At 65.1% G+C, this 26,425-nt stretch carries 23 protein-coding genes and 1 pseudogene; 8 read left to right on the top strand and 16 right to left on the bottom strand.

The window, feature by feature from the left end; genetic code table 11:
- Nucleotides 1-2: 2 nt before the first annotated feature.
- From IPM18_09805 to IPM18_09790, 4 genes and pseudogenes are all read right to left on the bottom strand, one after another.
- Nucleotides 3-410: an EVE domain-containing protein gene (locus IPM18_09805; GenBank protein ID MBK9119877.1), complete on the bottom strand. Its 408-nt coding sequence runs from the start codon at nucleotides 408-410 to the stop codon at nucleotides 3-5.
- Nucleotides 407-886: a GNAT family N-acetyltransferase gene (locus tag IPM18_09800; GenBank protein MBK9119876.1), complete on the bottom strand. Its 480-nt coding sequence runs from the start codon at nucleotides 884-886 to the stop codon at nucleotides 407-409. Before IPM18_09800 ends, IPM18_09805 begins: the two co-directional genes overlap by 4 nt.
- Nucleotides 883-2,112 (bottom strand): HpcH/HpaI aldolase/citrate lyase family protein, encoded by a 1,230-nt coding sequence (locus IPM18_09795; GenBank protein MBK9119875.1) that lies wholly within the window; start codon nucleotides 2,110-2,112, stop codon nucleotides 883-885. The genes IPM18_09800 and IPM18_09795 overlap by 4 nt, the downstream gene beginning before the upstream one ends.
- Nucleotides 2,112-2,607, bottom strand: a pseudogene (locus tag IPM18_09790) (GNAT family N-acetyltransferase). The gene IPM18_09795 and the pseudogene IPM18_09790 overlap by 1 nt, the downstream one beginning before the upstream one ends.
- A gap of 347 nt (nucleotides 2,608-2,954) precedes the next feature.
- Here IPM18_09790 and IPM18_09785 point away from each other — a divergent pair.
- From IPM18_09785 to IPM18_09760, 6 genes are all read left to right on the top strand, one after another.
- The gene (locus tag IPM18_09785) at nucleotides 2,955-3,929 is read left to right on the top strand and encodes an NAD(P)-dependent oxidoreductase (protein MBK9119874.1); all 975 of its coding nucleotides are present in this window, start codon (nucleotides 2,955-2,957) and stop codon (nucleotides 3,927-3,929) included.
- A 273-nt stretch (nucleotides 3,930-4,202) separates the two neighbouring features.
- Complete coding sequence (gene rpsP, locus IPM18_09780) at nucleotides 4,203-4,457, top strand: 30S ribosomal protein S16 (protein MBK9119873.1); 255 nt, start codon at nucleotides 4,203-4,205, stop codon at nucleotides 4,455-4,457.
- 34 nt (nucleotides 4,458-4,491) lie between these two features.
- A complete protein-coding gene (gene trmD, locus IPM18_09775; GenBank protein MBK9119872.1) occupies nucleotides 4,492-5,274 on the top strand; it encodes a tRNA (guanosine(37)-N1)-methyltransferase TrmD in 783 nt (260 codons plus the stop codon).
- A gap of 22 nt (nucleotides 5,275-5,296) precedes the next feature.
- A complete protein-coding gene (rplS, locus tag IPM18_09770; protein ID MBK9119871.1) occupies nucleotides 5,297-5,785 on the top strand; it encodes a 50S ribosomal protein L19 in 489 nt (162 codons plus the stop codon).
- A gap of 27 nt (nucleotides 5,786-5,812) precedes the next feature.
- Complete coding sequence (locus IPM18_09765) at nucleotides 5,813-6,196, top strand: YraN family protein (GenBank protein MBK9119870.1); 384 nt, start codon at nucleotides 5,813-5,815, stop codon at nucleotides 6,194-6,196.
- Nucleotides 6,197-6,439: 243 nt separating this feature from the next.
- Nucleotides 6,440-7,378, top strand: coding sequence for a hypothetical protein (locus tag IPM18_09760; GenBank protein MBK9119869.1), 939 nt, complete (start codon nucleotides 6,440-6,442; stop codon nucleotides 7,376-7,378).
- A gap of 171 nt (nucleotides 7,379-7,549) precedes the next feature.
- Here IPM18_09760 and IPM18_09755 read toward each other — a convergent pair whose 3' ends face one another.
- The 12 genes from IPM18_09755 to infB all read right to left on the bottom strand — a co-directional run bounded on the left by IPM18_09755 (nucleotide 7,550) and on the right by infB (nucleotide 23,317).
- Nucleotides 7,550-8,431 carry a PEP-CTERM sorting domain-containing protein gene (locus tag IPM18_09755; GenBank protein MBK9119868.1) on the bottom strand — a complete coding sequence of 294 codons (882 nt, stop codon included), beginning with the start codon at nucleotides 8,429-8,431 and terminating at the stop codon, nucleotides 7,550-7,552.
- Nucleotides 8,432-8,743: 312 nt separating this feature from the next.
- On the bottom strand, nucleotides 8,744-9,523 hold the full coding sequence (locus tag IPM18_09750; GenBank protein ID MBK9119867.1) for a ubiquinone/menaquinone biosynthesis methyltransferase: 780 nt from the start codon (nucleotides 9,521-9,523) through the stop codon (nucleotides 8,744-8,746).
- Between the two features lie 77 nt (nucleotides 9,524-9,600).
- Nucleotides 9,601-10,665 carry a chemotaxis response regulator protein-glutamate methylesterase gene (locus IPM18_09745; GenBank protein MBK9119866.1) on the bottom strand — a complete coding sequence of 355 codons (1,065 nt, stop codon included), beginning with the start codon at nucleotides 10,663-10,665 and terminating at the stop codon, nucleotides 9,601-9,603.
- A 52-nt stretch (nucleotides 10,666-10,717) separates the two neighbouring features.
- Nucleotides 10,718-11,563, bottom strand: a complete 846-nt coding sequence (locus tag IPM18_09740) for a protein-glutamate O-methyltransferase (GenBank protein ID MBK9119865.1) — start codon at nucleotides 11,561-11,563, stop codon at nucleotides 10,718-10,720.
- A gap of 55 nt (nucleotides 11,564-11,618) precedes the next feature.
- Nucleotides 11,619-12,077 carry a hypothetical protein gene (locus tag IPM18_09735; GenBank protein ID MBK9119864.1) on the bottom strand — a complete coding sequence of 153 codons (459 nt, stop codon included), beginning with the start codon at nucleotides 12,075-12,077 and terminating at the stop codon, nucleotides 11,619-11,621.
- Nucleotides 12,046-13,614, bottom strand: coding sequence for a DUF342 domain-containing protein (locus IPM18_09730; protein MBK9119863.1), 1,569 nt, complete (start codon nucleotides 13,612-13,614; stop codon nucleotides 12,046-12,048). Before IPM18_09730 ends, IPM18_09735 begins: the two co-directional genes overlap by 32 nt.
- Before the next feature lie 197 nt (nucleotides 13,615-13,811).
- Nucleotides 13,812-14,831, bottom strand: a complete 1,020-nt coding sequence (locus IPM18_09725; GenBank protein ID MBK9119862.1) for a KpsF/GutQ family sugar-phosphate isomerase — start codon at nucleotides 14,829-14,831, stop codon at nucleotides 13,812-13,814.
- Nucleotides 14,828-18,451: a hypothetical protein gene (locus tag IPM18_09720; GenBank protein ID MBK9119861.1), complete on the bottom strand. Its 3,624-nt coding sequence runs from the start codon at nucleotides 18,449-18,451 to the stop codon at nucleotides 14,828-14,830. Before IPM18_09720 ends, IPM18_09725 begins: the two co-directional genes overlap by 4 nt.
- A gap of 79 nt (nucleotides 18,452-18,530) precedes the next feature.
- Nucleotides 18,531-19,637, bottom strand: coding sequence for a hypothetical protein (locus tag IPM18_09715; GenBank protein MBK9119860.1), 1,107 nt, complete (start codon nucleotides 19,635-19,637; stop codon nucleotides 18,531-18,533).
- Nucleotides 19,638-19,639: 2 nt separating this feature from the next.
- Nucleotides 19,640-20,170 (bottom strand): 30S ribosome-binding factor RbfA, encoded by a 531-nt coding sequence (gene rbfA / locus IPM18_09710; GenBank protein MBK9119859.1) that lies wholly within the window; start codon nucleotides 20,168-20,170, stop codon nucleotides 19,640-19,642.
- A 51-nt stretch (nucleotides 20,171-20,221) separates the two neighbouring features.
- Nucleotides 20,222-20,503 carry a DUF503 domain-containing protein gene (locus IPM18_09705; protein ID MBK9119858.1) on the bottom strand — a complete coding sequence of 94 codons (282 nt, stop codon included), beginning with the start codon at nucleotides 20,501-20,503 and terminating at the stop codon, nucleotides 20,222-20,224.
- A gap of 18 nt (nucleotides 20,504-20,521) precedes the next feature.
- On the bottom strand, nucleotides 20,522-23,317 hold the full coding sequence (infB, locus tag IPM18_09700) for a translation initiation factor IF-2 (protein ID MBK9119857.1): 2,796 nt from the start codon (nucleotides 23,315-23,317) through the stop codon (nucleotides 20,522-20,524).
- Between the two features lie 526 nt (nucleotides 23,318-23,843).
- On the opposite strand from infB, the gene IPM18_09695 reads away from it, so the two are divergent.
- Nucleotides 23,844-25,199 (top strand): glycosyltransferase, encoded by a 1,356-nt coding sequence (locus IPM18_09695; protein MBK9119856.1) that lies wholly within the window; start codon nucleotides 23,844-23,846, stop codon nucleotides 25,197-25,199.
- A 12-nt stretch (nucleotides 25,200-25,211) separates the two neighbouring features.
- Nucleotides 25,212-26,405, top strand: a complete 1,194-nt coding sequence (locus IPM18_09690) for a polysaccharide deacetylase family protein (protein MBK9119855.1) — start codon at nucleotides 25,212-25,214, stop codon at nucleotides 26,403-26,405.
- The last annotated feature ends 20 nt before the right edge of the window (nucleotides 26,406-26,425 follow it).

Here is a 26,425-nt window from a genome sequence, read left to right as displayed (position 1 = left end):
TCTCACACCTTGGTCAACTTCAGGATGCGATTCCACTGCGCGATCGTCACGGGCATCACGGAAAGGCGGCCGATTCGGACGAGGGCGAAATCATCGAACGCCGGGTCGGCTTTGATCTCGGCTAGCGGTACTGCCCGCGGCAACCAGCGCATGAATGCGAGCTCTACCACCACGAGCTTCCCCCCCTGATTCGTCGGGTCGGGCACGGGTGGACCGGCGACGCGTGCTTCCGCAACAACGGCCTTCTCCTTGCCCGTGTGATACACGAGCACCCCATCTCCCACCGACATGGCCCGCAGGTGCTGCTGGGCGAGCGCGTTGCTCACACCGTCCCAGGTCGCGCGTCCGTCACGCTCCAGATCACCGGCCGCGTACTCCTCCGGATCCGATTTCACGAGCCAGCGTTTCACCGCGCCTCCTCCAGTCGGCGAACGAAATTGGCTGCATCTCGCTCCACCCAGCCGCGCTGCGGGTAGAACCCGCGGCGGTAAGCTGCGCGTGCCCGCAGATTCAAGAGACTCAGTCGTACGCAGCCGTGGTCGCGGGCGGCACGCTCGACGACCTCCAGCAGCGCTGTACCAGCACCACGCCCGCGCCAATCCGCGCGCACGAAGAGTTCACTCACATAACCCTCCGGCCCGGCGAGCCCCAGGACCGGAATCCAATGAGCGGCCGCGTAGCCAACGATGCTGCTCTGTGCCTCTGCGACCCAAACTGCACTGAACTCGTTGCCGAGCAGCGCCTCCATGTGGCGCGCCACTTGTGCCTGGCGCTGCTCCTGTGACAGCGCCGTGAGTTGATCGAAGCCGAGCGCTGCGAGCACCTCGGCTAGCGCACCGCAGTCTGCCGCCGTGGCTCGGCGAATTCGGATGGCGGTGTCACTCACGGAGCCGCCTCCGCAGCGCGCACGACCGCGAAGGCCTGGGCCACAACGGGCGCGTCAATCATCTTGCTGCCGAGTGTGACGACACCGACATCACGCAACTGCGCCTCTTCAAAGGCCGCAATGATACGCCGGGCCTTCTCCAGTTCAGCAGGTGCCGGAGTAAAGGTCTCGTGAATCACGCGAATCTGACGGGGGTGGATGCAGCCCTTGCCGACGAAACCAAGCCCACGCGCTTCGCGCACACTCGCCCGCAGTCCGTCCTCGTTGTCCACGTCGGAGTACACCGTGTCGATGGGTTGCACACCTGCGCTCCGGGCTGCGAGCACGATCTGGCTCCGCGCCAGAAAGCTCTCCCGGCCTTCCTCGGTCCGCGTGATGCCGAGGTCGGCGGTAAAGTCCTCCAGGCCGATGGTCAACGCCACGACCTCGGGGGCCGCCGTCGCAATATCCTCCGCGCGAAGCACGCCACGCGCACTCTCAATGATCGGCATCAGGAACACTGGACGCGCTAACTTGTGCTCGGACGCGAGCGCCCTCACTCGTTCAGCCACACAGCGCACATCCTCGGACGACTCCACCTTGGGGATCAGGATGAGATCGACACCGTGTGGTACGACATAGTCGAGATCTGCGAGCCCGCGATCCCCCTGGTTGATGCGCACCATCCGCTCCGCCGGGCCGAAATCAAGCACCCGCAGCGCGTTGCGCACCAACAGTCGGGCTTCCTCTTTCACCGCCGGCGCCACGCTGTCCTCAAGGTCCAGAATCAGCCCATCCGGCCGATGAAGCCCGGCATTCAACATGAACTTCGGCTCGTTGCCCGGCAGGTAGAGCCGACTGCGCCGCAGCCGCACTCGTTCCGGGACTGGCCGGACGCTTGGCTCGATGGCAGGTGGCGCGCCGTCATCCGCGCAGAGCGGACGCCCGGCTGCTGCGCGTGCCTTGCGAACCGCCGCCTCCAGGCGTGCCATCAGCACCCATGGCAGCGCACCCGCGTCCTCGAGCTCGATGCGCGCGTGCGGCACACCGAGCGCTGCCATGGTCTCACGGACTTGCACGCGGAGGGAGTCACCGTAAAGCACGGCTACGCGTGAGCGCAACTCCAGTTCGATTCCGCCTGAGCCGCGCAACTCCAAGCCCACCCAGCAGTCGGAGCGCACCTCCGCACCACGCCGCCCCGCTTCGAACAAACTTCCAGCCGCCGCTGTCGCCTCTGCGCTTCCCATCAATGGTTGCCTCCCGCGGAGCTCGCCTCCAAATCCAGTTCCAGATAGCGCACGTCCGGCAAAGGGTTCGGGTAGTAAGCTGGAATCTCGCTGAAACCGAGCCGATCGTACAACGCATTTGCCGCTGCAAGCGGTGCGGTTCGAAGCGTATCGAGTCGCATACGTTTGTACCCGGCTGCCCGCCCCTCCCCAATCAACGCCTCCGCCAGTGCTCGCCCCACCCCGCGGCCACGGGCGGCGGGACGCACATACAACCGTTTCATTTCGCAGGTGTGCCTGTCCAGCGGCCGCAGCGCGCCACAACCGACGATTATGCGCCCCATGCGTGCCAAAAAGAAGCTGACCACGCGGAGGTGCATAGGCACCCGGTAGCTCTGCCAATTCAGCTTCGAACCCCTGGAAGCAGAGACTGACTCCCAGCCACTCTGCGTACTCCCGGAACAGGTCGCGGACCACGGGTAGCCACTCGGGCGTGTGCGCGGTGATAAGCTCCACGCAGGCATCTTACTCGCGTGGTGCGCCCGGCGTGAAGAGCCAGAGGAGTGGCGGCGTTCGCTGCCGTTCCGCGCAGAAACTGCCGCAGAGGGGGTATTGCGTGGTTGAAAGAACGGTATTCAGACGGTCAGAGTTCCGGTTGGTTAGGGTCGTGAACCACTGCACTCGGGCGCGGGTCATTTAACACAAAGCGGTAAAGTTCCCGCCGCAGGTCATTCTCGTGCGCGCTTCAACCGCAACCAGTGCCGCGCAGATGCCGATAGGACTGATCGTCCGGGGCCGAGACATGCCCCGCACACCGTCTGGCGACGGCCCGTTTCTCGGACGCGATAGCGGAGGACTACCAGGTGCGCACCGTCTTTCTCACCGGCGCTGAGGGCTTCACCGGCAGCCATGTCCTGACGCTTCTGCGCGAACGTGGCTACGAGGTTGTCGCCGGTGTCCGGAATCGAGCCCGTAAATTGGCGTATGAACGACAGGGTTTACGCGCACTCGTTTGTGATGTCACGGACGCCATCAATGTGGCGCGGGCAATCGCCAGCATAGCCCCGGATGCCGTTCTGCACCTGGCCGGACCCACCTCCACAGCCGAAACCTCTGAAGAGCCCCTCGCCGCCTACCAAGCCATCGTCACGGGGTGGGCGAATGTGCTTGATGCGGTCCGCCGCACGGTCCCCCGGGCAAAGGTGTTGCTGGCGAGCGCAGGCGATATCTACGGCACGGCCGGCGACGATGGGAAGGCACTCCCCGAAACCACCCCCGCCGCTCCAGTCACTACCTTTGGCTCGCTCAAGCGCGCCGCAGAGTCTATCGCGCACACGTTCTACCGAGATTACCACCTTAACGTGACAATCGCCCGTCCCTTTGTGGCAATAGGTGCTCATCAGCCCGACCGACAATACTTCGGGGCGGCTGCCCGCCGCCTTGCCCAGTGGGACGCTGGCAGTCACGGTCCACAGCTCTGGCTCCCGGACCTTTCTTGTACGCGGGATCTGCTGCATGTGAACGATGTCGCGACGGCTTATGTCCGCCTGCTTGAGGATGGTCGGCCGGCCGAGACGTACAACATCGCCAGCGGACAAGGGTGGCGGTGTGGCGACATAGTCACCAGACTGGCGGCCGCCTTTGGCGTGCGCATTGAGCCCACGGAATTGCCGCAGGACCCAGCCCATCCCAGGGTGAATGCGCTGATAGGTGATTCGGACAAGCTGCGACGTGAGCTGGGGTGGTCGCCACAGTTCACCGTTGAAACAGCATTGACCGAGTTGGCCAACTCGCTACGGGTGCAGCCGGTCGTGACCGCCGCTGAATCCGTGCATTAGCCCTGCGCGTAGCTGGTAAACCCGGAGACCGGCGAAAACCAAGCGGTCGGGGTCAGGGGGGCGTCTCAGTACCGGGGGGGCGGGCGGATCGGGCCTGGCGTCCATAGCGCAACACTTCTGTGTCACATGGTTTCCGGCCCACGGGTCTTGGCAAGCGCAGAAGGGGTCGCTATAGTACGGGGCTCCGCGTTGCTTTGGGGCAGCGCCGGGATCCCTGCGCATAGACCCGCGGGGCAGCAGCCGTCGAACGAGCCCTCTCCGGCGGAGAAGATCATGGCAGTGAAGCTGCGTTTGAAGCGGTTGGGACGCGTCCACCGCTCGATCTACCGTATCAGTGCGATGGAATCGCGGAATCCACGGGACGGGCGCGTGCTCGAGGATTTGGGCACCTACGATCCCGCTAACAAGGATCAGTCCGCGCAACTCTCGGTCAACGCCGAACGGGTGCGCTATTGGCTCAGTGTCGGAGCGCGGCCGACCGAGACGGTAGCCAGTCTGCTCAAGAAGCAGGGCATTCCGGCCCAGTGACCATGAAGATCGTTCTTGTGGCTTGGTTACGACGATGCGCATCGACGTCATCACGCTGTTTCCCGAGACACTGCAGCCGTATTTTACGGCCAGTATCCTCGGCCGTGCGCAGGCAACCGGCTGCGTAGAAATCCACACCCACCAACTCCGCGATTTCTCGAACGATCCGCACCAGAAAGTCGACGACCGGCCGTTCGGCGGCGGGCCCGGCATGATTCTCGCCTGCCAACCGCTGATGGATGCGGTCGCTGCCGTCGAGGCCCTCGACCCCCGTAGTCCCCTGCGGATCATAATGAGCCCACAGGGGCGCGTCTTTGACCAGTCCTGTGCAGCGGATTGGGCCGGCACGGAACGCCTCCTGTTCATTTGCGGACATTATGAAGGCGTGGACGAGCGGGTCATCGAACTACTCCAGCCGATTGAGGTCAGCTTGGGGGACTTCGTGCTCACCGGTGGTGAGCCGGCCGCCCTGGCAATGATTGACGCGGTGGTGCGACTCCTGCCCGGTGCCTTGGGGAACGAGGTTGCGACCACCGACGAATCGTTCCAGAACCGCCTGCTTGAATACCCCCAGTACACCCGGCCGCGAGAGTTCCGCGGCCTCTCCGTGCCCGACGTGCTGCTATCCGGCCATCACGGTCAGATTGAAGCATGGCGTCGTGCCCAGGCAGAGCAGCGCACACGCCGCCGGCGTCCCGACCTGCTTGGTGATTCCGGCGGCGATCTTGTCAGTGCCCAGTTCGCGGAAGCCCTTACCCCTTTGCTCGCCAACGGACCCGGTCCGCAGTGGCAGCGGGAGTACGGTACCCGCTGGTAAGCCCTAGAAAGCGAGGCGTTCCATGCAACACCCTCTCCTCGACGTCGTTGAGAACAAGTATCGCCGCGGTACCGAATTGGATTTCGAAATCGGCGATACCGTCGTCGTAACCATCCGAATCATTGAGGGCACCAAGGAGCGCCTGCAGGACTTTGAGGGCACGGTAATCGCACGCCGCGGCCAGGGGTTGAGCGAAATGTTTACTGTGCGGCGTATCGTGGCGAACGAAGGTGTCGAGCGCACTTTCCCGATCCACTCGCCCCGCATTGCAGCCATTCGCACCCTCCGCAGCGGAAAGGTGCGGCGCTGCAAGCTGTACTTCCTGCGTGATCGCGTCGGCAAGGCCCGTCGGTTGCGCGAGCGCCGCGTATCGGCAGCGGCCCGGGCGGCGGCGGCGGCAGCGCGGGCGGAGAAGGCCCGTGCCCTGCGTGAGGCACAGGATGCGGTGGATGCCGCCAAGAGCGGGCAACGGGAAACAGCCGACTCGGCCCTGGCAGGATCACCGTCCTAGGCATACTTTCACGCCACGGGGCGTGTGATGGCACGGCAAGTTGCACAGGCCGACCGGGACGAACTGGGCCGCCGGGGGGAACATCTGGCCGAATTGCACCTCCGCCGCGCCGGCCTGCGGGTTGTGGCGCGGCGATTTCGTACGCCGACGGGGGAAATCGACCTCATCATGCGGGACGGCACCACGGTCGTCTTCGTTGAGGTGAAAACCCGGCGCAGTCGTCGTCTCTCCAACCCGGAAGAAGCCGTCCGCGGGGCCAAACAAGTGCGGATGGCCCGCACCGCCGCCTGGTTCCTCCGGCACAAACGGTGGGAGAATCGGCCCTGCCGGTTCGACGTCGTGGCCGTTGTCCTGGCCGAGGGGGGCGAACCCGAGATCGTGCATCATCCGGATGCTTTTCACCCGGCATAAAACGTTCTCCGACGGCAGCACAGTGCCTGCTGTGCTGCACAAAGGCCATGACGGACCAGCTTGTGGATACGCTTGACGCCCCCGGAGCAGGTCCTAAAATCGCCGTGTTACGAGGGCTGGCAACTCTGACCTGGCGCGGTCGGATGGGTGGTCAGTTCCTGCATGGCCGTGATACGGGGCAAACGAGCGTCCCGGACGGCGTGCAGGGTGTCGAGCGAGTGCCTTTTGAGTAAGGAGCGAGTTATGCAAACCAATCTGGGGCAGCTTCGTGTATTCGTAGTGGGCGTGGCCGCAGCGCTAACCGGAACGTTTACCCTTGCCGATGTGACCAGCCCGTTCACATGGCCGGCGCTGACGCACACCTACTACTCCGCGGCACAGGAATCCGATTCTGACGTTACCGACGAGACGATCATTATTACCGAGGAGACAACGGCCACCACGACGGCAACGACACAGCGGGCCCAGCGGCCGTTCCTCGGCGTAAACCGCTTCTTCAACATTCGTGAGGCCTACTCCGACGTCGGCGCTGGGCAGGTCGCCATCTACGCCAGCGGCCACTGGGCCACCTTCCCGAAGGGACGCAAGGATCACTTCGAATTGCAGCAGTCGCTACTGTTCGGCCTTACGGACGATTTCCACCTCGAACTGGGGCTTTCGGAACCACTTGGCTACGGCGGCCGGGGCGCTCCCGAGGGTTCACTAACGCTGTTCGGGACATTCTGGCACGAGACGGACTGGCTGCCCGCGTTCGGCGGGTCCGCTACGATCCGCATTCCGACTGGGTACCAGTCACGCGGTGTGGACGGCACCTTTACCGGCACGCTGACGAAGACGCTCTTCCCCAAGTTTCGGGCGCATATGGCCGGCTTCGTGGAAACTGCCCATGGCGAACTGGGCTATCGTGACGGACTCGATCGGCGCCACTTCCAGTGGGGTGTCGGACCCGGGTTCGATTATCAGTTGACCGATTCGACCCTGGTGCTCCTCAATTACCTGCACCGCAGCAGTGACCTGTACGGCGAACATAACCACAACATTCTCGAACTGGGTGTCGTGCAGGAGCTCGGCAGTACGGGCGCGTTCAACCACACGGTACGGTTCGCGAGCGAGATCGGTCTTGACGGCGTGCGTGACAACGCCCGCGGTGGCTTGAAACTGCAGTACGGTATTTCCTGGTAGCGCAGAACTCAGCGTACCCGAATGGATCGAAGCTTGGGCCCCGGCTGCGGCTGGGGCCCTTTCTATTCATTGTCCGGCACCCCTCGGCCCGGCACGCCATGAAAAATGCCCCGGACCCATCAGGCCCGGGGCTTCAGCAGGAATGCGGAGAGACTCGCTGATGGCCACTGCTTAGCGGCGGCGCAGCAGACCCAGCGCGCCGAGCACAAGCAGACTCAGCGTCGTCGGCTCCGGCACCCGAATCGCGATCTCAAGCTCGCGACCATTCGGCGTCGGATCGGGGAAGGACAACAGTGGCAGGATCTCCGTCCACGCACCCGTTGTCGTATTCCAGGTGCCGTAGCTGCCGGCTCCGCCGCTCGTGTAGAGCGCGGCGTACAGGATGTTCGTGGTGGGGTCAAAGTCCATGCCTTGGGCGAAGTTGGTGACGATACCACTGGCGCCAACCAGCGTGCCGATCGCGGTCGTCTTGTCGATCGACCAGAGCGTACCGCCCACGCCCGCCGTCGAACCGAGCACGTGCGCGAAAAGCTGGCCGTTGTTATCCACGGCAATGTCGATGACCGTGCCAATCGGGGCGCCGGTGACCTGGGCAAACGTACCGACCGAGGTGGCCACACCCGTAACAGGGTTCAATGTGAAGAGCTCATTGGTCTTGGAGGCGTAGAAGGTCTCGTTCGTGGGGTCAACCGAGAGCCCGGTCGGAGTCGTGCCGGCCGTATCCCAACCAGCGCCCGTAATGCTGGGGCCGGCCGCGAAAACGCCCGTGGTGATATCGATGACGCCGAGTTGTGTCGCATTCGCTCCGGGCAAATGATTGAGGGCGTACAGGGCTGTACCGGCCGTGTTGAAGTCCATCGCGAAGGTCGTGTAGTTCAAGCCGCCGACCGGTCCGATCTGCGTCTGTGTAAGCGGGTCATTTGCCGGAAACGAGAACAGGTTGGCCTGCGCCGCGAAACGCAGGTCGTGGGCATAGACGATGCCCTGCGCCCAGGCGACCACGGGGGTAGCAAGCAGCGCGCACAACACCACACTGATTTCGAATTTTTTCATGCGTCCTTCTCCTCTGGTTACCACGCGGATCCTCGGCGAATTGAGTTCGAGGAACCGACCTTGTACGGGACGATATACCGCGCATCTGCCACCACGCAGTAGCAGTGGGCGTTCGCCTTCACACCATTCCACATCGTAGCGGAACCAAGACATCGAAAACAAGTGGCAACTCACCACCCGATACTGTCTATTTGCCCCAGCGTTGCCACTCACCTCCGGCCCTGTTCCCTGCTTCAGATCACCCCGTCCCAGCCAGATGACGACATTTGTTTTTCGGGCCTAATTGGGCTGTATTATCGGCTGCCTGCGGGTTCAGCGCTCTGCACGATAGAGTGCAACCCCGCCGAAGTTCAGGGTCTCGACGGCGACTTGCTTGAAGCCGGCATCGTCCATCCGGCGGCACATGCTACGCGTGGTCTCGAACGTCTCGATCGACCGGGGGAGGTAACGATAGGCCCCAGTCCGATCTCCGCTCAGCCACGTGCCGATCCGCGGCAACACCAGGGTACAGTAGGTGTTCACAAACCAGCGCAGGACGGCATTCGCGGGCGTCGTGAATTCGAGGATCACAATCCGCGCGCCAGGTCGAGAGACACGGTACATTTCCAGCAAACCCGCCCCCAGGTGACCGAAGTTACGCACTCCGAATGCACAACTGATCACATCGACCGACGCGGAATCCAACGGCAACTGCAACGCATCTGCCCGAATCAACTCCACCGGCAGGCCCAGTTGGCCCACCTTCGCCTGAGACAGCATGCCCGCTGAGAAGTCCACACCCATGATGCGCGCCGGACGGATCGCCCCCGCCGCGAACGCCCGGATCATGTCCCCCGTCCCACAGCAGAGGTCCAGCACAACATCCCCCGGCTGAACCCGCGCGGCCGCGACCGCCCGCCGGCGCCACGCCGCATCCCGCCCGAACGTTGCGACGCGATTCACACGTTCGTAGGTGGGCGCAATCGCATCAAACATGGCCTCCACGCGGGCGGGCTTGTCGGCCTGGCGGTGCGGGTCGCGCAGAGCCGCCCGATCCCATACGGCGGGTGCGTCGGTCTGAACCGGCTCCGGTTGGGGTAATTGCGGGTCCATGCCCCGTATTCATAGAGCGCGGCCGGTCGCGCCGCCACTCACGCAGTGTGCGAAAGTACCCGCGCCCAAAGAACAAGTCACGGTCCGGCTGGGATCGGTGCGGCCCCCCCCACGAGCACCCGCTCGATCAGTGCCGGGATGTCGGCTGGGGTTGCAACCCACTGGGCCGCTCCGTTCTGCATGGCGGCCTTGGGCATGCCGTAGACCACGCAGGACCGCTCGTCCTGTGCGATCGTCACAGCGCCGGCCTGTCGCATGCGCAGGAGCCCGGCGGCTCCGTCAGCCCCCATGCCGGTCAGCAGCACACCTACCCCTTGCCGTCCGACTTGTTTGGCAAGCGAATCGAACAGTACATCCACGCTCGGACAGTGACCCTGGTGCTTATTCTGACCGGCCGCGGCAGTCTGAAAACGGCCGCGGGAACCCGTCACGACGAGGTGCGTATCGCCACGAGCGACGAAGGCGCGCCCCGGTTCGAGCCATTCGCCACCGGCGGCCTCGGCGACGGCGACGGCACTGTTCGCACTGAGCCGCTCGGCGAAGGAGCGCGTAAAACTGGCCGGTAGATGTTGAACGATGACAATCGGTGGGAAATCCGAAGGGACCGCTTCAAGCAGGACTTCCAGGGCGCGGGTGCCACCCGTCGAGGCCCCGATGCCCACTACGTACCGGGCGGGATCGAGTGCCGACGACCGGGTCGGACGCCCACCGGCAGTCGGAAGCACTGGTCGCCAGTGACGTGCTGCCCCGAGGAGCCGGCCAGCGACTTCGGCGGCGAAAACATCGAGCGCGGCAGCGTCAAGGCGCGGCGGACGGCGCAGCAGGTCCACCGCTCCCAGGTTGCCCGCAACGAGCGCCCGCCGGATACTCGCACCATCCCCCGCGGCGGTGACCAGCACGGGTACCGGGTAATGGGTCTGAAGGTTTTCCAGCAGGTCGAGCGCGTCGCTGGCGCGCAGATCCAGATCGAGCACAATCGCATCGGGATGGAAGCGTGTGAGCTGGCCACGCAGCTCGGAGAGCAAACCACGCCCGCTGAGCGCGTTCAAACCACAAGCGCGCTCCAGGGCGGCCGCCAGTCCCCGGGCAAAAAGGGACGTTTCGGCCAGGACCAGAATCCGTAGCGGACCAGCGCTGCGCACGTTTCACCACTCCTGCGGACGGCGGCAGCGCGGCCCCCATCCGGCGTGGGGTTCAGTCCCTGCCCCGCTGGTACACCGTCGGCTGAACGTAACGCAGCCCGTGGTTCAGTCCGTTAAGACTCTCCGAGTGGCCGATCATCAGGTAGCCGCCTGGCCGCAGGTGCCGCACGAAGCGCTGCACAAGCCCCTCCTGGGTCGGGCGATCGAAATAGATCATCACGTTGCGGCAGAAGATGAAATGGAACCCGCGCCGAAACGGGAAGGTCGGATCCATCAGGTTGAGACGGGTGAAGGTAATCCGCTCCCGCAGGGCCGGAACGATCTGCGCGAGGCCCGGGTCGCGTTCGGCGGTCGGTGCAAAGTAGCGCTGCCGGAAGACTGGCGGCACGGTACCAAGCCGATGGGCCTCGTACTTGCCGGCCTTGGCGCGCGCCAGCACCTTGGTGGAAATGTCGGTGGCGAGAAGTTTCCACGCCAGCGTTCTGCCCAGGACGTCGTCGAGGGTCATGGCAAGAGAGTACGACTCCTCGCCGGAGGAACAGCCGGCACTCCACACCCGCAGGGTATCGTTGTCCTGGCGCCAACGACGATCGTCGAGCCAGCCGCGTACGGTACGGGCAACGAAGTCGAAGTGCTGTTTCTCCCGAAAGAGGTGCGTAGTATTGGTTGAGATCGCATCGATCAGTAGGCAGAGTTCGTCACCGCTTGAATCCCGCGCGACAAACTCGTAGTAGTCCCGGTAGGAGTCGAAGCCCCCGGCGCGCAGCCGCTTGCCCAGGCGGGCCCGGACAAGCTGCTGCTTCTGATCACCAAGATTGATCCCCGATTTTTCGTACACGAGCGCACGAAACAACTCGTACTCGGCCGGGGACAGCTCCCGTTCTCCAACCGTTGTCATCGTCGCCACTTCCGCAGATCGACTCCGACTTCGCATGTACGCACCTGCTCCGCGACTATTCAGTCACCGTGTGGACGAACAGCAGCGGCTCACCCTCGACCGAGAGGCGCCCGCGGTCGGACTGCTCCCCGATCGGCAGCGCCGGGGCGTCCACACACTCCGTCACCTCGGGAATCGACAGGTCAAAAACGTGCTCCGTGCCGTGCCACGTGGTCACAGTCTGCCCACACAGCACATTCATGAACTCGCGCAACGCATCGGGCGCCCGTACCTGTGCTTCCCCGTCACCGGGTTCGAGACCCAGCAGGTTCGCAGCCAGGCGCGTCGCAAACTCGCGGGTGCACCAGCACTCCAACGTGCCAGCAGCCGGTCCGGCGTAGTGGATCCGTCCATGCATCCATACCGTGCCGGGCAGCAAGTCGGGCGCACCATCGTCGGTAACCATGAACGCCAGATCACCGAGCACATCCAGCACGAGCCGGTCAAGCGGCCGGCGGGCGGTCGACAACGTCATGCGGCTTCTCCTGAGACACTTCCTTCGGCAAAGGTTCGGTCGGAGGCAAGTTCAGATCGGTCTCGCAGCTTGGTAAGACGGTGACGGAAGCGGTCCGCTGGTTGACGGCTACCACTTCGGACGCCCCTTGAACGGGGCGAATCTCGATGCGAACCGGGCCGTGCAAACGATCGTGGAGTGCCACTTCACGTGCATCGACGGTCAGGGTCACGCCGGGATGCGCGAGCTCCTGGATCAGCAAGGTGGCGGGTTCGGGTGGCGCGTGCTGGGCGCGCAGTTGGTCCACTTCGGTGCGAATCCGGTCCACTTCGAACTCAAACTCGTCCGCCCGCGCCATCAGTTCGGTGGCACGCTCACGCTGGGCCGGGTTGAGCCGCTTCAGGTTCGCGATCAGCGGCTTAAGTGTCTCGCGGATCTGCTCGGCGGACTTCTGCAAGGTGCGGATCTGGATTTCACGTTGGCGTATGTGGCGCAGGACGTTCACCGAGATTCCGATGCTGAGCGGTGTCGTGACGGCGGCATCGCTACCAAGCACGCACACCTCGCCGCCACAGCGGGCGTAGAGTGTGCCGCCGATGATGGTGCTCTGAGGTGCCACCAGTCGGCCGCGGAGCGTCACACGGCTGTTCAGGATTTCCCGGGAAATCAGCAGATCCCCACCAGCGTTCAGGACCGCTTCGTTCAGCAGGTGCACGGTGGCATTGCCACCCACGTCGATGCTGCCGCTCTGCTCGTTGCCGAAGACCCCCCCGCGCACGAAGAGCTGTCCCCCAGTGCGAACATGGGCGGCTTCCAGCACCTTGTCAACGTACAGGTCACGCTCGGTTTGTACCGAAAACCGGGCCCGCACGGTTCCACGCACATGCACATCTACACAGGAGTCGATGTTGCCGGTGTCGAAATCCAGATCCCCTGGGATCTCAAGGACCGGATCGACACTGATCCGGCCGAAACGCTCAACGAAACGCCCCGGTGTTGCGGCCAGGCACTCTACCGCGCCTTCACCCTCGGTCACGATCCCGCTGCCGATCTGCACGGCCGTCCCCCGCGCGCAGCGCGGCCGTAGTTCGCGCCCGTACACGTCCCGGCCTACCTGGCTCGGCTCGGGTGGTATCACGCGCCCCAACCGTGCTCCCGCCGCGACGGTTACGATCGTGTTGAACGCGAAGTAGTCCACCTGATCTGCCTGCTCGCACGGCTTGCCGCCTCCGAGCACTTCTTCGTTAGGTTCGAAGCGACCATCGACTGCTTCTACGGCGGGCACTCCCTGGGCAAGCAACACCGGTTCGATGGGAGGAGCACTCTCGCCCGAGGCCGCCGCGGCCACGGCCGTAGCAACGCTTTGCACGAACTCGGCGGCGCGCGCCGAGAGATCCTCTCCCGCGAGAATGCCGCGCCGTTCGACCTCGGCGAGCACGTCCTCCAGGGTGACGCTCAGACCGGCCGTGGGCGGCAGCGCCAGGCGCATGTAGGCGTGAAGCCGGTCCGCCGACACGTCGATCAAAAGCGTACTGCTCTGGCGGGCTACGTCTGTCACCGCAACCTCGCAGGTTCTGCCCGAAACACCGGCAACCCGGGAGCCACTCGGAGCGCGCCGTTGCGCGCCTCAGGGTATTCATCGACCTGAATTCCGCCCCGTGTTGGATAAAGGGTGTGGTTCTTGCCCGAATCGCAGCGGATCGGGCCTGCCAGGCCCGATAACACAAGGTCGGACGTCATCCGTGCTTCGAGGGCTTACCCCAGCCCGGCGCTCAACAGGTCCGTCCAGCGCAGGACACCGACTGGTCGTTCCTCGGCATCCGTCACGATGAGACTGGTGATTTGGCTTTCGCGCATGATGCGCAGGCAATCCACGGCGAGGTGTTCCGGCTGGATCCACGAGACATGCACTGCAGGCGCATCGGCCGTGCGGCGGCTCTGCGTGAAGGCGGCCCGGGCATCGAGGGCGCGCGGATTCGCAACACGCTCGAAAATACGCCGCAGGTCACCGTCGGTAAAAGTGCCAAGCAAACGGCCATCGGACCCTACGATGAGCGCCAAACCGAGTCGCTTCCGCGTCATCTCCATGACAAGCTCCGCGAAGGAGCAATCGGCCGCGACCACGGGCAGCGCGGTCCCGCCATGCATGAGATCGCGGGCGCGCAGCAGCAGGCGACGGCCCAGCGCACCCTCGGGGTGGTACCGTGCGAAGTCCTCGGCCTGGAATCCGCGGCGGTGCAGCAGCCCCATCGCGAGTGCATCGCCGGCGGCCAGCATCAACGCGCAACTCGTTGTCGGTGCAAGACTGAGCGGCCCAGCTTCCGGCGCATCCGGCAGCAGGATCAGGTGCTGGCACAGTTCCGCGAGTCGCGAGACCCGCCGCTGCGTCAGCCCAATGACGGGTCCGCCCAGACGGCGAAAGTAGGCCACGAAACGCACGATCTCATCCGTATCCCCGCTGCGGGAAAGGGCGATGAGGGAATGGCGCGGCGTTACGATGCCGAGGTCGCCGTGCAGCGCCTCGACCGGGTGCATGAACACCGCCGGCGTGCCCGTGCTCGTCAGCGACGCCGCGATCTTCTGGCCTATATTGCCACTCTTGCCCAGACCGCTGACGAGCACGAGCCCCGCCGCGCCATGCGGCCCTTCCGTCGTCAGGCCATGCAGCGTTTCTACAACCTCTTCGAACTCCGCGCCGAGGCCGTCAGCCAACTGCTGCAGCGCAACGGCCTCGTCGCACACGACCTGCCGGGCGATTTCAAGCGCCGTCTTCACGGTAGCGCGGACTCCTTGTTCGGAGCGGTGCCCACTGGCGCCACTGCGGGTTGCCGACCCTCGGACAGTGCGGCCAATTTCTGCGACAACGCCGCGCGCAGCTCAACTCCCTCGGCCTGCCGGTCCGGCACTGAATCGGCGGACTCCGCATCCGCCCGCGCGAGCGCGCGGCGCCAGGCCTCCTGCGCGGCGGCCCGATTACCCAGGCGGAATTCTGCATCCCCGAGGTGATCGAGCACGACGGCGGATTCCGTATCATCGACGCGCACCGACCGGGCGAGCAACTCCCGCGCGGCAGCGAATTCGCCAAGCTTGTAGTGGACCCAGCCAAGACTGTCGAGGAAAGCGGCGTTCAAGGGATCACCGATTACCGCCCGACGGGTCATCTCCAGTGCTTCCGCAAGGTTCTCGCCACGATCGGCGAGCAGATACCCCAGATCGTTGTTCCACCCAGGATGATCCGGTTGCCGGTTGTGCAGCTCGCGCAGCAGAGCCAGGGGGGCGTCTCGCTCGGGAGCACCGGCGCTCGTTAAGTATGCCAATTCCAGCAATTCCAGCCGTTCGGTCGGGTCGCCCGTCGAGTCTGCCGCAAGCCACGTCTGGGCAAGTTGATGAGCCCGCTCGATCGCCTCCTGCTCCAAGAGCAAGCGGACCGCCTCACGGCGTAATTGCGCGCGCAGCAGCGCGTTCTCGGCCGAGAAGGGCTCGTTCAGCAGTTCGAGCAGATCATTTGCCGCTTCTTCGCCCCGGCCCTGCTTGGCGAGGCAACGACCACGCCAGATCAGTGCCTGGAGCACATCCTCCGTGGTGCGCGGCACTAATTCGCCCACTTGTTCGGTCGCCGCATCGACGTCCCCAACGGCTAGCAATCCTTCGATCAACCACACCTGTAGCAGCCACTGGCCCGGCTGCTCGGATAACCAGGCCCGCGCCAATGGCAACAGGACTGCGGCCTGCCCCGCTTGGATGGCGGTCTGCGCGAACTCGCCCCGCCGCTCGTAGAGCACGCGCACGGTCTGTCCGAGCTCCTGCTGAAGCTGCTGTACCACACGAACCTGCCGGACACGGGCAGTCTCGTCATCCGCCGCGCTGAGTGCCTGGGTCGCGGCCTGCAAGTCGGCGCTCTGCTGCTCATACAGCGCGGTGGCCGCTGCGAGGCGCGCCCGCGCCAACTCAACTGCGGCGGCGTGGCGGTCCGCGGCAAGCAGCAGACGTATCCGCGCCCTTGGCCAAACGGCCAGGTCCGGCTCCTCCGCGGCCAGCGCGTCGAGCAATTGCAGGGCCGCATCCACCCCCTGCAGCAGACGCGCGAGATCGACGAGTTGCAGACCCGCCGCCACACGCTCTTCCCCCGCCGTGCTCAGGATCCGCACACGTTCCAGCGCGCCGCGCGCATCCTCCAACCGGAACGCCAGCAGGTACGTATTCGCGAGCGAGCGCCACAGCGCCGGCCGCCGCGGGTACCGTCGCACCTCTTCCTGCAGCAGCGCGATGGCGGCGTCGATTTCGAAGCGCCGTAAACTGCGGTGCAGGCGCAACTCGAAGTACCGTTCATCCGTCGGGGCCTGGAATGCTAGCCGCCCCACCAGCGCGTCCGCTTCCTCGCCCGCGCCTGTTTCGTACAACAGGATGGCGAGTGCGATCGCACCACGGTCGTCGCTCGGAAACGCGGCCTGGTGGTCGCGCAGGGCCTGCAGATGCGCGGCCGAACCCCACGCATCGAGGAACTGGAAGCGGATCCGAATGCGATGTCGTACATCTTCGGCCACACCCGCCGCGTCGGCCTCGCCCGCCACGCTGCGTGCAACCAGGGGCTTGCCGCCGGCAAGATAGCTGTCGATCAGCTCTTCCAGGACTTCGCCGCGCGTGCGATCGCGATTCCAGGCCTCTTGAAAGTAGCGCGCTGCCAGCCACTGTTCGCTCCGCCGGTAATGGCGCGCCAACTCGAGGGCGTAATCCGCGTCGCGGGGCTGCGCGTCGTAGGCCTCGCGCAGGGCGCCCTCGGCCTCCTCAAACCGGTCCAACGCCTGCAAGGCCAATCCACGCACGAAGTGCGCTGGCGCGAAGTCCGGTTCCTCGCTCAATGCCGCTTCCGCTTGTGCGAGCGCTTCTTCCCAACGGTAATGCCGCGCCAACGACTGTGCCCAGGCAGCACGCACCAGGGCCGTCTCCCCCCCCGCGCTGAGCCCGGCACGAAAGAGCTGCTCGGCAAGTTCCACCTGCTCAGCCGCGGTGGCGGTCATCCCCAGCACCGCATAAAGCGGGGCATCGGCGTCGGGGCGGGCCGCGATGTCCGCGACCTGCTCTAGGAATGCCGTCGCGAGGTCGAAGCGGGCCATCCACGCCGCGAGCCGTGCCGGCGGCAACGCCGCGTCGGTGCCGGCGGCGCGCAGGTGGTCCGCCAATGCGTCAAGTGCCGCCACCAGATCACCGGCCCCCAGCAACGCCGTCGCATGGGCCCACGCAATCTCGGGGTCTGCGGGGCGCGCCCGTGCTAGCGTTGCCCAAAGTCGGATCGCTGATTCATCTTCGCCTGCCGCCGCCAGCCGCGAGGCAACCTGCACCGCCAACGTCAAGTGCCGCTCTTCCTCCACAGCGGCTGTGAGTTCACTGACCCAGCCATTCAGTCTACTCGCCACCCGGCCCGCTTCCACCGCCAGCGGCAGTAGAGCGAAATCCACGCTCCCGTCCGCCGTTTCAGACGACGCTACGAGCCGTTCACGGCAATAGTCGAAGGCCTCACCAGCCCGCTCGACTTCCATCAGCGTCAGCACGTACAAGCGTTCGAGCGCGGGTTCCGCAGGCCAGGTGCGCACCGCCGTCTCCACGGCGGTGGCCTGTGCGGCCGGCCGTGCCAGGTTGCGGTAGAGGGCGAGCCGCCGCTCCAAGGCGCCGTAAGGAAAGGCCTCGAGGGCTTGGATCAAAGTGGGCTCGTGCTGTACTGCGGGCGGGGCGCCGCGTACCGCCTCATCAAAACGCTCCAGCGCTTCGGACGCAGCCAACAGATAACCCGCTTCCTCCAGTACGACCCCCAAATCCAGCCAGGCGCGGACGCGCAGCGCGGCCTCTGGCCCATTCGCCTGGCTTGCAGGCGGTTCGACCAGAGCGGCCGCTCGGTAGTAGGCGATGGCTGGCGTGCGTAACTGCGCTGCCCGCGCCAACTCCGCGAGCAACAGCCACGCCCGGACCTGGTGCGGAGCGAGATGGACAGCATGTTCGGCGGCCAGGCGAGCTTCACCCCATCGCCCGGCCTTGCGCCGCAACTCAGCCCAGACCACAAGGGCCTCTGCCCGTAATTCGCCGGGTAATTCGAGCAAGGGGGCAAGTTCGGCATCCGCTTCCAGGAAGCGGCCGGCCGCGATCTCCTGCTCGACCCGCGCCAGGCGCTGCACAATTGCTGTATCCGGCGCGACGGCAGGAGCGGACGCCGGTTGTGGATGAGGGCGAATTTCCGCCAGGGGTACAAGGCGGTGCTCTGCCTCGACGGCAAATTCCACGGTCTGGGCGCTCCCCCCCGTCGCCAGAGCCAGCCCAAGCACGGTGACCCCGGACAGGCACGTTCGGCCGCGCCACAATGCTAGCCCCCGCACCACCAGCCACCGCGCTCCGCAGAGCATCATTCGGCCAACTCCTCTGCTGGGGATGCGGCCACAGCAGCGGCGGCGCAAGCCGTACTGGTGTGGCCGTGAGGGCTGCTGCTCAGGAGCCGCGCGCCTTGGCGGTCGACCGCCCCCGGCCCTTGCGGGGGGTGGACTTGGATGCGGTCCGCGCAGGCGCCGACTTGCGCGCCCCCTTTCGGGCGGGCGCTTTCGGTACGGCGGTGCTGGTCGCAGGTGCACGCTGAGTCCCGGCGGGTTTGCGCGCAGGTTCACGCGGTGTGCGCTTGGCCTTAACCGTCGGCTTACCCTCGGCCGGCGTCGGTTGCCGAGCACTCTTGCGCGGCCTTGGCGCACCCGGAGCGGACTCTGCGGGCGTTACTTCCTGGCGGGCACGGCGCGCGCCTTTCGGACGGCCGGGCGGCTTGGGATCTTCACCCTCAGTCGCATCTTCGATCGGTGTGGACGGCAGTAAATCATCTTCGTCCGACAGGGCCACATCGAGCACGGATGGGGCCCCGGTCAACATCAAGAGCATATTCCGCGTGGTGCGGTCGGGGGGGACACTCTGGATACGCTGAACAACGCCGCTTTTCACCAGCGCTCCATGCTCGCTCCAGGCCTGGCGGCGGAGCAGTCCGACGAATTCGAGCAGCTCCTCGGCGGCGGTCTGACGCTCGAGGAATTGCTGAGCTTCTTCAAGCGGGCAACGTGCATCCACGATTTCCGCGGTGCGGACGAGTGCCCACATGGCTTCGTCCAGGGGTACGGCCGGCTGCTGGAAGCCGAGCAGGCGGATGCGCGCCCGCGTATATGGTTCTAGCCCGTCGATACGCTCGAGGTAGGCAAGCATCTCCTTCCGGGGAAGCGTGGCGACACGGTCGAGCGATACGATGTGCTCGAGGGCAAAAATCGTGTTGAGCGCGCGGGAAAGGTCTTCACACTTCAGGCGGGCGTCGGCGAAATCATGCAAAACGTCCGCTAGCTCGATCGGCGGGATGACGCGCAGTTCGTTGTAATCGACGACAATGGCACGGAGCCGCTCCAACCCATCCGCGGCGCGACTCTCGGGTACATCCCGCGACAGGATGCCAAGAATCAGCTCCGTGATGGGATCGGTTGGCGCGGGTGGACGTACCTTCCCGAGCTTGGAGCGCAGACCCGCGTAGAAAGTCTTGAGCCGTTTGGCGCATTCGGTGGCACCCCGCATCGTCAGACGTCCTCCTTTCCAGCGTCCACGCGACCGACGGACCGCGGGGCTGGCGCTGGCACTCCCCCCGGGCGCAGCGGCAAACCGGATGCGTCCGTCTCATCGGCGCCGACCAGGGGGTCGTCCGATGCAGGGCCGCCATCCGTACCCGTGTCGGCATCTTCCGCTTCCCACACCGGCAACTGCCCCAGATCCCGCATCGCATCATCAATCGCACTGATTGTGTCGAAGGTCACCTGTACGGAGGTGTCGGACTCAAACACGAGTTGGGGCACTTTTCGCAAACTCAGTTCGGGCGCGAGCAGGCGGCGCAGCCGACCGGCGGCACACTGGAGCGCCTCGACGGCGAGCTTCCGCTGGGTATCCGTGCCAAGCACACTGACGAAGACTTTCGCGACGGAAAGATCTTCGCTTACCTCCACACGCAGAATCGACGTGATGGTTGGTATCCGCGGATCGCTCAGGTGCGTGCGGATTGCCTCCGCAATGATCTGGCGAATCAGACTACCGATGCGTACGGTACGGCGACTCACGAGGTTCCTTCGGTCTTGGCGGAGGGGCCCAACCAGCCCGGCCACCAGGCGTTACAGCAATTCGATGTCGGAGTCGAGCAGCGTGGCGTGCGGATACACCCGCAACTCCTCCACGATCTTAGCCAGGCAACTCTCGACAAATCGCGCTTCGTTGCCGACGAGGGCGATTCCGAAAGTCGCGGCCTGCCGATGGTCAAGATCAGCCACTTCGGCAATCGACACGTTGTGCCGTGCCCCCAGGCGTTCCTTGAGACTTTTCGTCACGCGCCGCTTATCCTTCAGGGACCGCGCCTCCAGGATTCCCAACCGAACCCGTAATACACCCACAATCATGCCTGCCCCGCGCGCGGCCTACAGCTCCTGCGCAATCTGCGTGATCTCGTAGGCCTGGAGGATGTCGCCCGGCTTCACGTCGTCGAAACCCTCGATCTTGACGCCGCATTCGAACCCGGCCCGAACTTCGCGGGCATCGTCCTTGAACCTTTTGAGCGATGCGATCCCGCGGCCCTCCGAAATCACGCGTCCGTCACGCACGATGCGCACGCGGTGGTTGCGATGCACCACCCCGTCGGTCACGAGACAGCCGGCGATCGTTCCGATACGCGAGACGTTGAATACCTGCCGCACTTCGATCGTGCCGCGGGTTTCCTCTTTCTCGATCGGGGCGAGCAGGCCCGCCAGCGCCTTGTGGAGGTCATCCCGCAGTTCGTAAATCACGCGGTAATTGCGGATTTCGACGCCGAGCTGATCCGCCAGCGATGCGGCGCGGTCCTCCGCGACCACATGGAAACCGATCACGATCGCACCCGAAGCGCGTGCAAGCTGCACGTCCGCCTCGGTAATGGCGCCGACCGCGGCATGCAGAATCGTCAGGCGGGCCTTGTCGGCCGGGAAATCCGCCAGCGTCTGCCGCAACACCTGGACAGAGCCCTGCACGTCCGCCTTGAGAATGACATTGAGCGCCGGCACCTCGGTGTCGGTATCGCCCCGCATGAGATCCTCAAGCGTCTTGGGCTTGAGCGTCTGAGCCAGGCCCGCCGTGCGCCGCTGTTCACGGACCTCTTCCGCAATCGACTTCGCACGGGCCAGTTGATCCACCTGGAAGAGGTCATCGCCGGCGATCGGCAACTCATCCAGGCCGGAGACTTCCACTGGGCTGCCGGGCATCGCCGCCTTCACCGTGCGACCACGATCATCACGCAGCGAACGCACCCGGCCGGAGCCGGGTCCGCAGACGACGATATCACCGACCTTCAGCGTGCCCTCTCGCACGAGGACCTGTGCGACCACGCCCCGGCCCTCCCGCATCTGCGCTTCGATCACGGTAGCCCGGGCTGGGACTGTCGCGTCGGCCGTCAATTCGAGCAACTCGCTCAGGGTGCTCAGGTGGCCCACCAGTTCGTCCACCCCCTGACCGGAGGTGGCGCTGGTCTTGAGCACGTCGGTCGAGCCGCCCCATTCTGCGGGCGTCAGCTCGTGCTCCGACAACTGCGCATAAATGCGGTTCAGATCCACACCTGGCAGGTCGATCTTGTTCAACGCCACCACGATGGCCACACCGGCCGCCTTGGCGTGGTTGATGGCCTCGGCGGTCTGCGGCATGACCCCATCGTCGGCGGCCACGACAAGCACGACCACGTCCGTCAGGTTGGCGCCGCGGGCTCGCATCTCCGTAAAGGCCTGGTGGCCGGGGGTATCGACGAAAGTCACGTCCCAGCCGTCGCGAGTGACACGATATGCCCCGATGTGCTGCGTGATGCCGCCGGCCTCACCCGCCGCGACGCGTGTCCGCCGAATGGCATCGAGCAGCGACGTCTTGCCGTGGTCGACATGGCCGAGCATGGCCACCACTGGCGGCCGCGGCTTAAGGTGCTTGCGTTCCCGGCTGTCAAACTCATCCCGCAGTTGCTCGTAAGCGGTCTTGGCCCGCGCAATCGACACACCCAGGCCGAGATCGAGCACGAGCATCTCGGCCGTCTCCGCATCGATCTGCTGGTTGATCGTCCAGAGCTGACCCGTGTGCTCCATCAAGCGCTGAGAGAGCGCCGCAAACGGCACACCAGCGGTTGAACAAAACTCTTTGAGACTCAGCGGGGCCGTGATAACGACCGGGTCTTTGCGTGATTGCGGGCCGGTGGTACTACCGGTCTGACGACGACGTTCCGCGGCACGCCGTTGGGCGAGCCCCTGTCCGGTTACACTGGCCAAGCGCTCCTTGCGCTCCAGCAGGTCCTGGTCACGCCATTCACGCAGCCGCTGGTCGACATCCGTCGCCCCTCCGTGACGCCGGGGGCTTCGCGCCCGTGCGCGGGCCGCTTCTTCTTCCTCCGCCTTGCGCCCCTTGCCGCGACGTCGGGGGGGCGTGGCAGTCGTTGTAGTGGCTGCAACACCGGGGGCGGCCGGACCGCCGGGGCCGCGCGGCACGGGTCGGGGCCGTGGAGCACGCACCGGTTCGGGGGCCTCGATCCGCACCACCTTGGGGCCGCGCAGCTCGGCCGGCAGCGGCACGACCTGTGGACCCGCCGGACGGATCGGTTCTGTCGGGCGCGCCGGAACAGCCGCGGCGGGACGTTGTTCGGTGGGTGGGGTCGAGTCATCGACCTCATCCGGTCCGGTTTCATCCACCGCAATTTCAAGCGTGACCGGCTGGTCGGCGACATGCTCGACTACGAATTCAGAATCCGATACTTCCGTCGGACTGACCGATGGGATTTCAGCGGCAGCAACAAGTGTTTGATCCGTCTCCGGTTCAACCTCGGGTTCCACCGCCGCGGCTTCGGGAATCGCGACCTCCGCCTCGATGGCAGCCGCTTCGTCGAGTTCGCTCTCCGCGCTGGAAATCGCGGTCGTATCACTCTCTTCGTCGCCCGCAGCCACTTCGGGTTCGATGCCAGCCGCTTCGTCTTCGCGCTGTCTGCGGCGGCGCGCGCGACGGGCCTCTTCAACATCGACCGGCTGCGCAACCTCGACGGTGGTCACGTCTACGCCCACGCTAAACCACTCGCGGATCGACTCCGCCAGCCCAATCGAGATCGCTGCCATGTGGTTCTTGAGTTCCACACCTTCAGCGCGGCACTTCTCGATGATGGCCTTACTGGGGACTCCGAGTTCCTTCGCTAGCGAGTGCACTCTCAGCGTCGACGCCACACAACACTCCGTCCAACAGGCAAAGGCTCCGCGGCGCGTGGCTCAGAACCACGGCACCACCGCGATCATGTCCTCAACGTCCACACAGGATGCTCGCCCCCGCAAACCGAAAATGCGCGGGCGATACCCGGTCAGTCGCGTGTGCCGCGACCTCGCACGACATCCCTGCTTGGGGGCGGGCCGTGGTAACCGTCAAGCCAACCACAGCCGCTGGGTCCATAACATATCTTCCGTTTGGAGGTTACGCTAGCGCCCGGCACTGGGTAATGCGAATAAATGTGTTTCAGAACCGCTCCCGGACTGCACGTAGGTCGGGTACAGGCCGCTGGTGGGTCCGTTATCGGCACGTTGACACATGGGTTCCCCATTGCTACGCTGCCAACGCTGGTTGTCAAGCCCACGGTGGCCAACCCCCGCTCGGGCCAGACAGTTTCTAGACCCCAAGCGACCCGCGCATTGGGGGCAGCCGCGGAGCAAGGACGACACCGGCACTCCTGGCTGTGCCTGTGGAACGTGCGAGGTCGCGATGAAGGTCTTCATGCTGGGGTGGGAGTTTCCGCCGTTTATCAGTGGCGGCCTTGGAACCGCTTGTTTCGGGCTGACTCGCGCGCTTGACAAGCTTGATATCGAAGTACTCTTCGTCCTGCCGCGGGCGGTGGAAAATACCGGCGACAGTCACGTGCAGATCCTTTCGCCGGCCACGGCGGCAGCCCACGCCCGGCGGCGCGGTGCCGTGGGTCCGTTGGAAAGCATGTTCCAGCACACCCAGTTCCGGGCCGTGCCTGCCCGGCTAACCCCCTATGCCCGCCCGGAAGAAGGTGAGGAAACCGACGACGACGAAGGCACTCCCGGCGGCCGCATGGCACCGGGCGGGACCCCTTCACGGCGTGTGCGGCGGCGGCGCGGCACGGTCGCAGACCCGACCCTCGGGGGGGGTCCGGGCGACAATTATGGTGGCGACCTGTTTGCCCAGATCGAACGTTACGCGGCCCTCGCGTGCGCCGCGGCCGAGGGCGAGCAGTTCGACCTGATTCATGCGCATGACTGGATGACGTTTCTCGCGGGCATCGCGGTACAGCAGGAATCCGGCAAGCCGCTGGTGGTGCATGTGCACTCCACGGAGTTCGACCGCACCGGGTTACACGTCAACCAGCGCATCTACGACATCGAGCGCGCCGGCATGCACGCCGCGACCAACGTGATCGCCGTCAGCCACCTCACCCGCAACATCATCCTGCGGCACTACGGCGTTGATCCGCGCAAGGTCGAAGTGGTGTACAACGCCATCGACGACAACGGCGATGCGCCCACCGTCGATCTCCCGCCCATCACGCGGGACGACAAGATCGTGCTCTTTCTTGGCCGCATCACGATGCAGAAGGGTCCGGAGTACTTCCTCGCCGCCGCGAAGCGGGTACTCGAAGTGATGGATAATGTCCGCTTTGTCATGGCAGGCAGCGGGGACATGATTCGCCGCATGATCGAGCTGGCCGCGGAAATGGGCATCGGCCACAAGGTGCTCTTCACCGGTTTCCTGCGGGGGAATGACGTACGGCGGGTGTATCGCATGGCCGACCTGTACGTCATGCCGTCGGTGTCGGAGCCCTTCGGACTGACGCCGCTCGAGGCCCTTTCCAACGATGTGCCGGTCCTGATTTCCAAGCAGAGCGGAGTGGCCGAGGTGCTCACCCACGCACTGAAAGTCGACTTCTGGGATGTCGACGAAATGGCCAACAAGATTGTGGCCGTCTTACGGCATCCACCACTCCAAGCCGCGCTGCGCGACCACGGCGGCTTCGAGGTCAAGCGCTTCAGTTGGGTCGACGCGGCGCGCAATTGCATCAAGGTGTATGAAGCGGCTACCGGCGCCTGGCGCGACTGAGGCGAGGTCCCGATGGCCTCCGTATGCTTCTACTTTCAAGTTCACCAGCCCTTCCGCCTGCGGCGGTTCAGTATTTTTGACCGCGGCGCGGACTACTTCGACAATCCGGCCAATCTGGAGATCCTGCGGAAGGTGGCCACGCGGTGCTACCTGCCGGCGAATGCCGTCCTGCGGGAGACGCTCGAGCGGCATGAGGGCCGGTTCCGAGTGGCCTTCTCGGTCAGCGGTGTCGCAATAGAACAGTTCCAGCGCCATGTGCCCGAGGTAATCGATTCATTCCGGCGGCTGGCGGAAACCGGCTGCGTCGAGTTCCTCGCCGAAACGTACTACCACTCGTTGAGCTTCCTCTACTCGCGGGCCGAATTCGAGGAGCAGGTCACCCAGCACCGGCAGCTTATGCGCCGCCTGTTCGGGTATGAGCCGCGTGTCTTTCGCAACACCGAATTGATCTACAACAACGAAGTGGCCCGGGTGGCGGCCGAATTGGGCTTCGGGGCGGTTCTGTGCGAAGGGGCGGACCACCTGCTCGGCTATCGCACGCCGACTTTCCTTTATCACCCGCCGCAGCGGCCCGACGTGCGGCTGCTCCTGAAGAACTACCGCCTGTCGGACGACATCGCCTTCCGCTTCAGTGAGCGGGCCTGGCCGGAATGGCCGCTGACCCCCGCAAAATTCGCCCACTGGATCGACCAGGTGAACGGGGCCGGCTCCGTGGTAAACCTGTTCCTCGACTACGAGACTTTCGGCGAGCACCAGTCGGCCGAAACCGGCATCTTCGACTTCCTGCGTGAACTGCCGACCGCCGTGCTGGCACGGCCCGATAACGATTTCCGCACGCCGGGTGAATGTGCCGCGGCGTTTGAATCAGCCGGGGAATACGACGTCCCGCACATGATCTCGTGGGCGGATACGGAGCGCGATTTGTCGGCGTGGCTGGGCAACGCGATGCAGTCGAACGCCTTGCACGAGCTGTACCGGCTCGAACCGCTCGTTAAACAGCGCGGCGACGAGGCCCTGCTGCACGATTGGCGCCGCTTGCAGACCTCCGACCACTTCTACTACATGTGCACCAAGACCCAGGGCGACGGAGCGGTGCATAGCTACTTCAACCCGTACGACTCCCCCTACGACTCGTTCATCAACTTCATGAACGTGCTGGACAACCTGCGCGGCCGCGTCGGGGCCCGCAGTGCCGGCCGCGACTGACTTCCGCGTAACACCGGCCC

The sequence above is a fragment of the Phycisphaerales bacterium genome, assembly GCA_016716475.1.
Lineage (GTDB): Bacteria > Planctomycetota > Phycisphaerae > UBA1845 > Fen-1342 > JADJWG01.
This window is presented reverse-complemented; position numbering and strand designations above follow the sequence as displayed.

Coding starts and splice junctions, on each gene's coding strand:
- IPM18_09795 (MBK9119875.1), bottom strand. CDS start 2,112: ATGGGAAGCGCAGAGGCGACAGCGGCGGCTGGAAGTTTGTTCGAAGCG.
- rpsP (MBK9119873.1), top strand. CDS start 4,203: ATGGCAGTGAAGCTGCGTTTGAAGCGGTTGGGACGCGTCCACCGCTCG.
- trmD (MBK9119872.1), top strand. CDS start 4,492: ATGCGCATCGACGTCATCACGCTGTTTCCCGAGACACTGCAGCCGTAT.
- rplS (MBK9119871.1), top strand. CDS start 5,297: ATGCAACACCCTCTCCTCGACGTCGTTGAGAACAAGTATCGCCGCGGT.
- IPM18_09765 (MBK9119870.1), top strand. CDS start 5,813: ATGGCACGGCAAGTTGCACAGGCCGACCGGGACGAACTGGGCCGCCGG.
- IPM18_09760 (MBK9119869.1), top strand. CDS start 6,440: ATGCAAACCAATCTGGGGCAGCTTCGTGTATTCGTAGTGGGCGTGGCC.
- IPM18_09755 (MBK9119868.1), bottom strand. CDS start 8,431: ATGAAAAAATTCGAAATCAGTGTGGTGTTGTGCGCGCTGCTTGCTACC.
- IPM18_09750 (MBK9119867.1), bottom strand. CDS start 9,523: ATGGACCCGCAATTACCCCAACCGGAGCCGGTTCAGACCGACGCACCC.
- IPM18_09740 (MBK9119865.1), bottom strand. CDS start 11,563: ATGACAACGGTTGGAGAACGGGAGCTGTCCCCGGCCGAGTACGAGTTG.
- IPM18_09735 (MBK9119864.1), bottom strand. CDS start 12,077: ATGACGTTGTCGACCGCCCGCCGGCCGCTTGACCGGCTCGTGCTGGAT.
- IPM18_09720 (MBK9119861.1), bottom strand. CDS start 18,451: ATGATGCTCTGCGGAGCGCGGTGGCTGGTGGTGCGGGGGCTAGCATTG.
- IPM18_09715 (MBK9119860.1), bottom strand. CDS start 19,637: ATGCGGGGTGCCACCGAATGCGCCAAACGGCTCAAGACTTTCTACGCG.
- IPM18_09705 (MBK9119858.1), bottom strand. CDS start 20,503: ATGATTGTGGGTGTATTACGGGTTCGGTTGGGAATCCTGGAGGCGCGG.
- IPM18_09695 (MBK9119856.1), top strand. CDS start 23,844: ATGAAGGTCTTCATGCTGGGGTGGGAGTTTCCGCCGTTTATCAGTGGC.
- IPM18_09690 (MBK9119855.1), top strand. CDS start 25,212: ATGGCCTCCGTATGCTTCTACTTTCAAGTTCACCAGCCCTTCCGCCTG.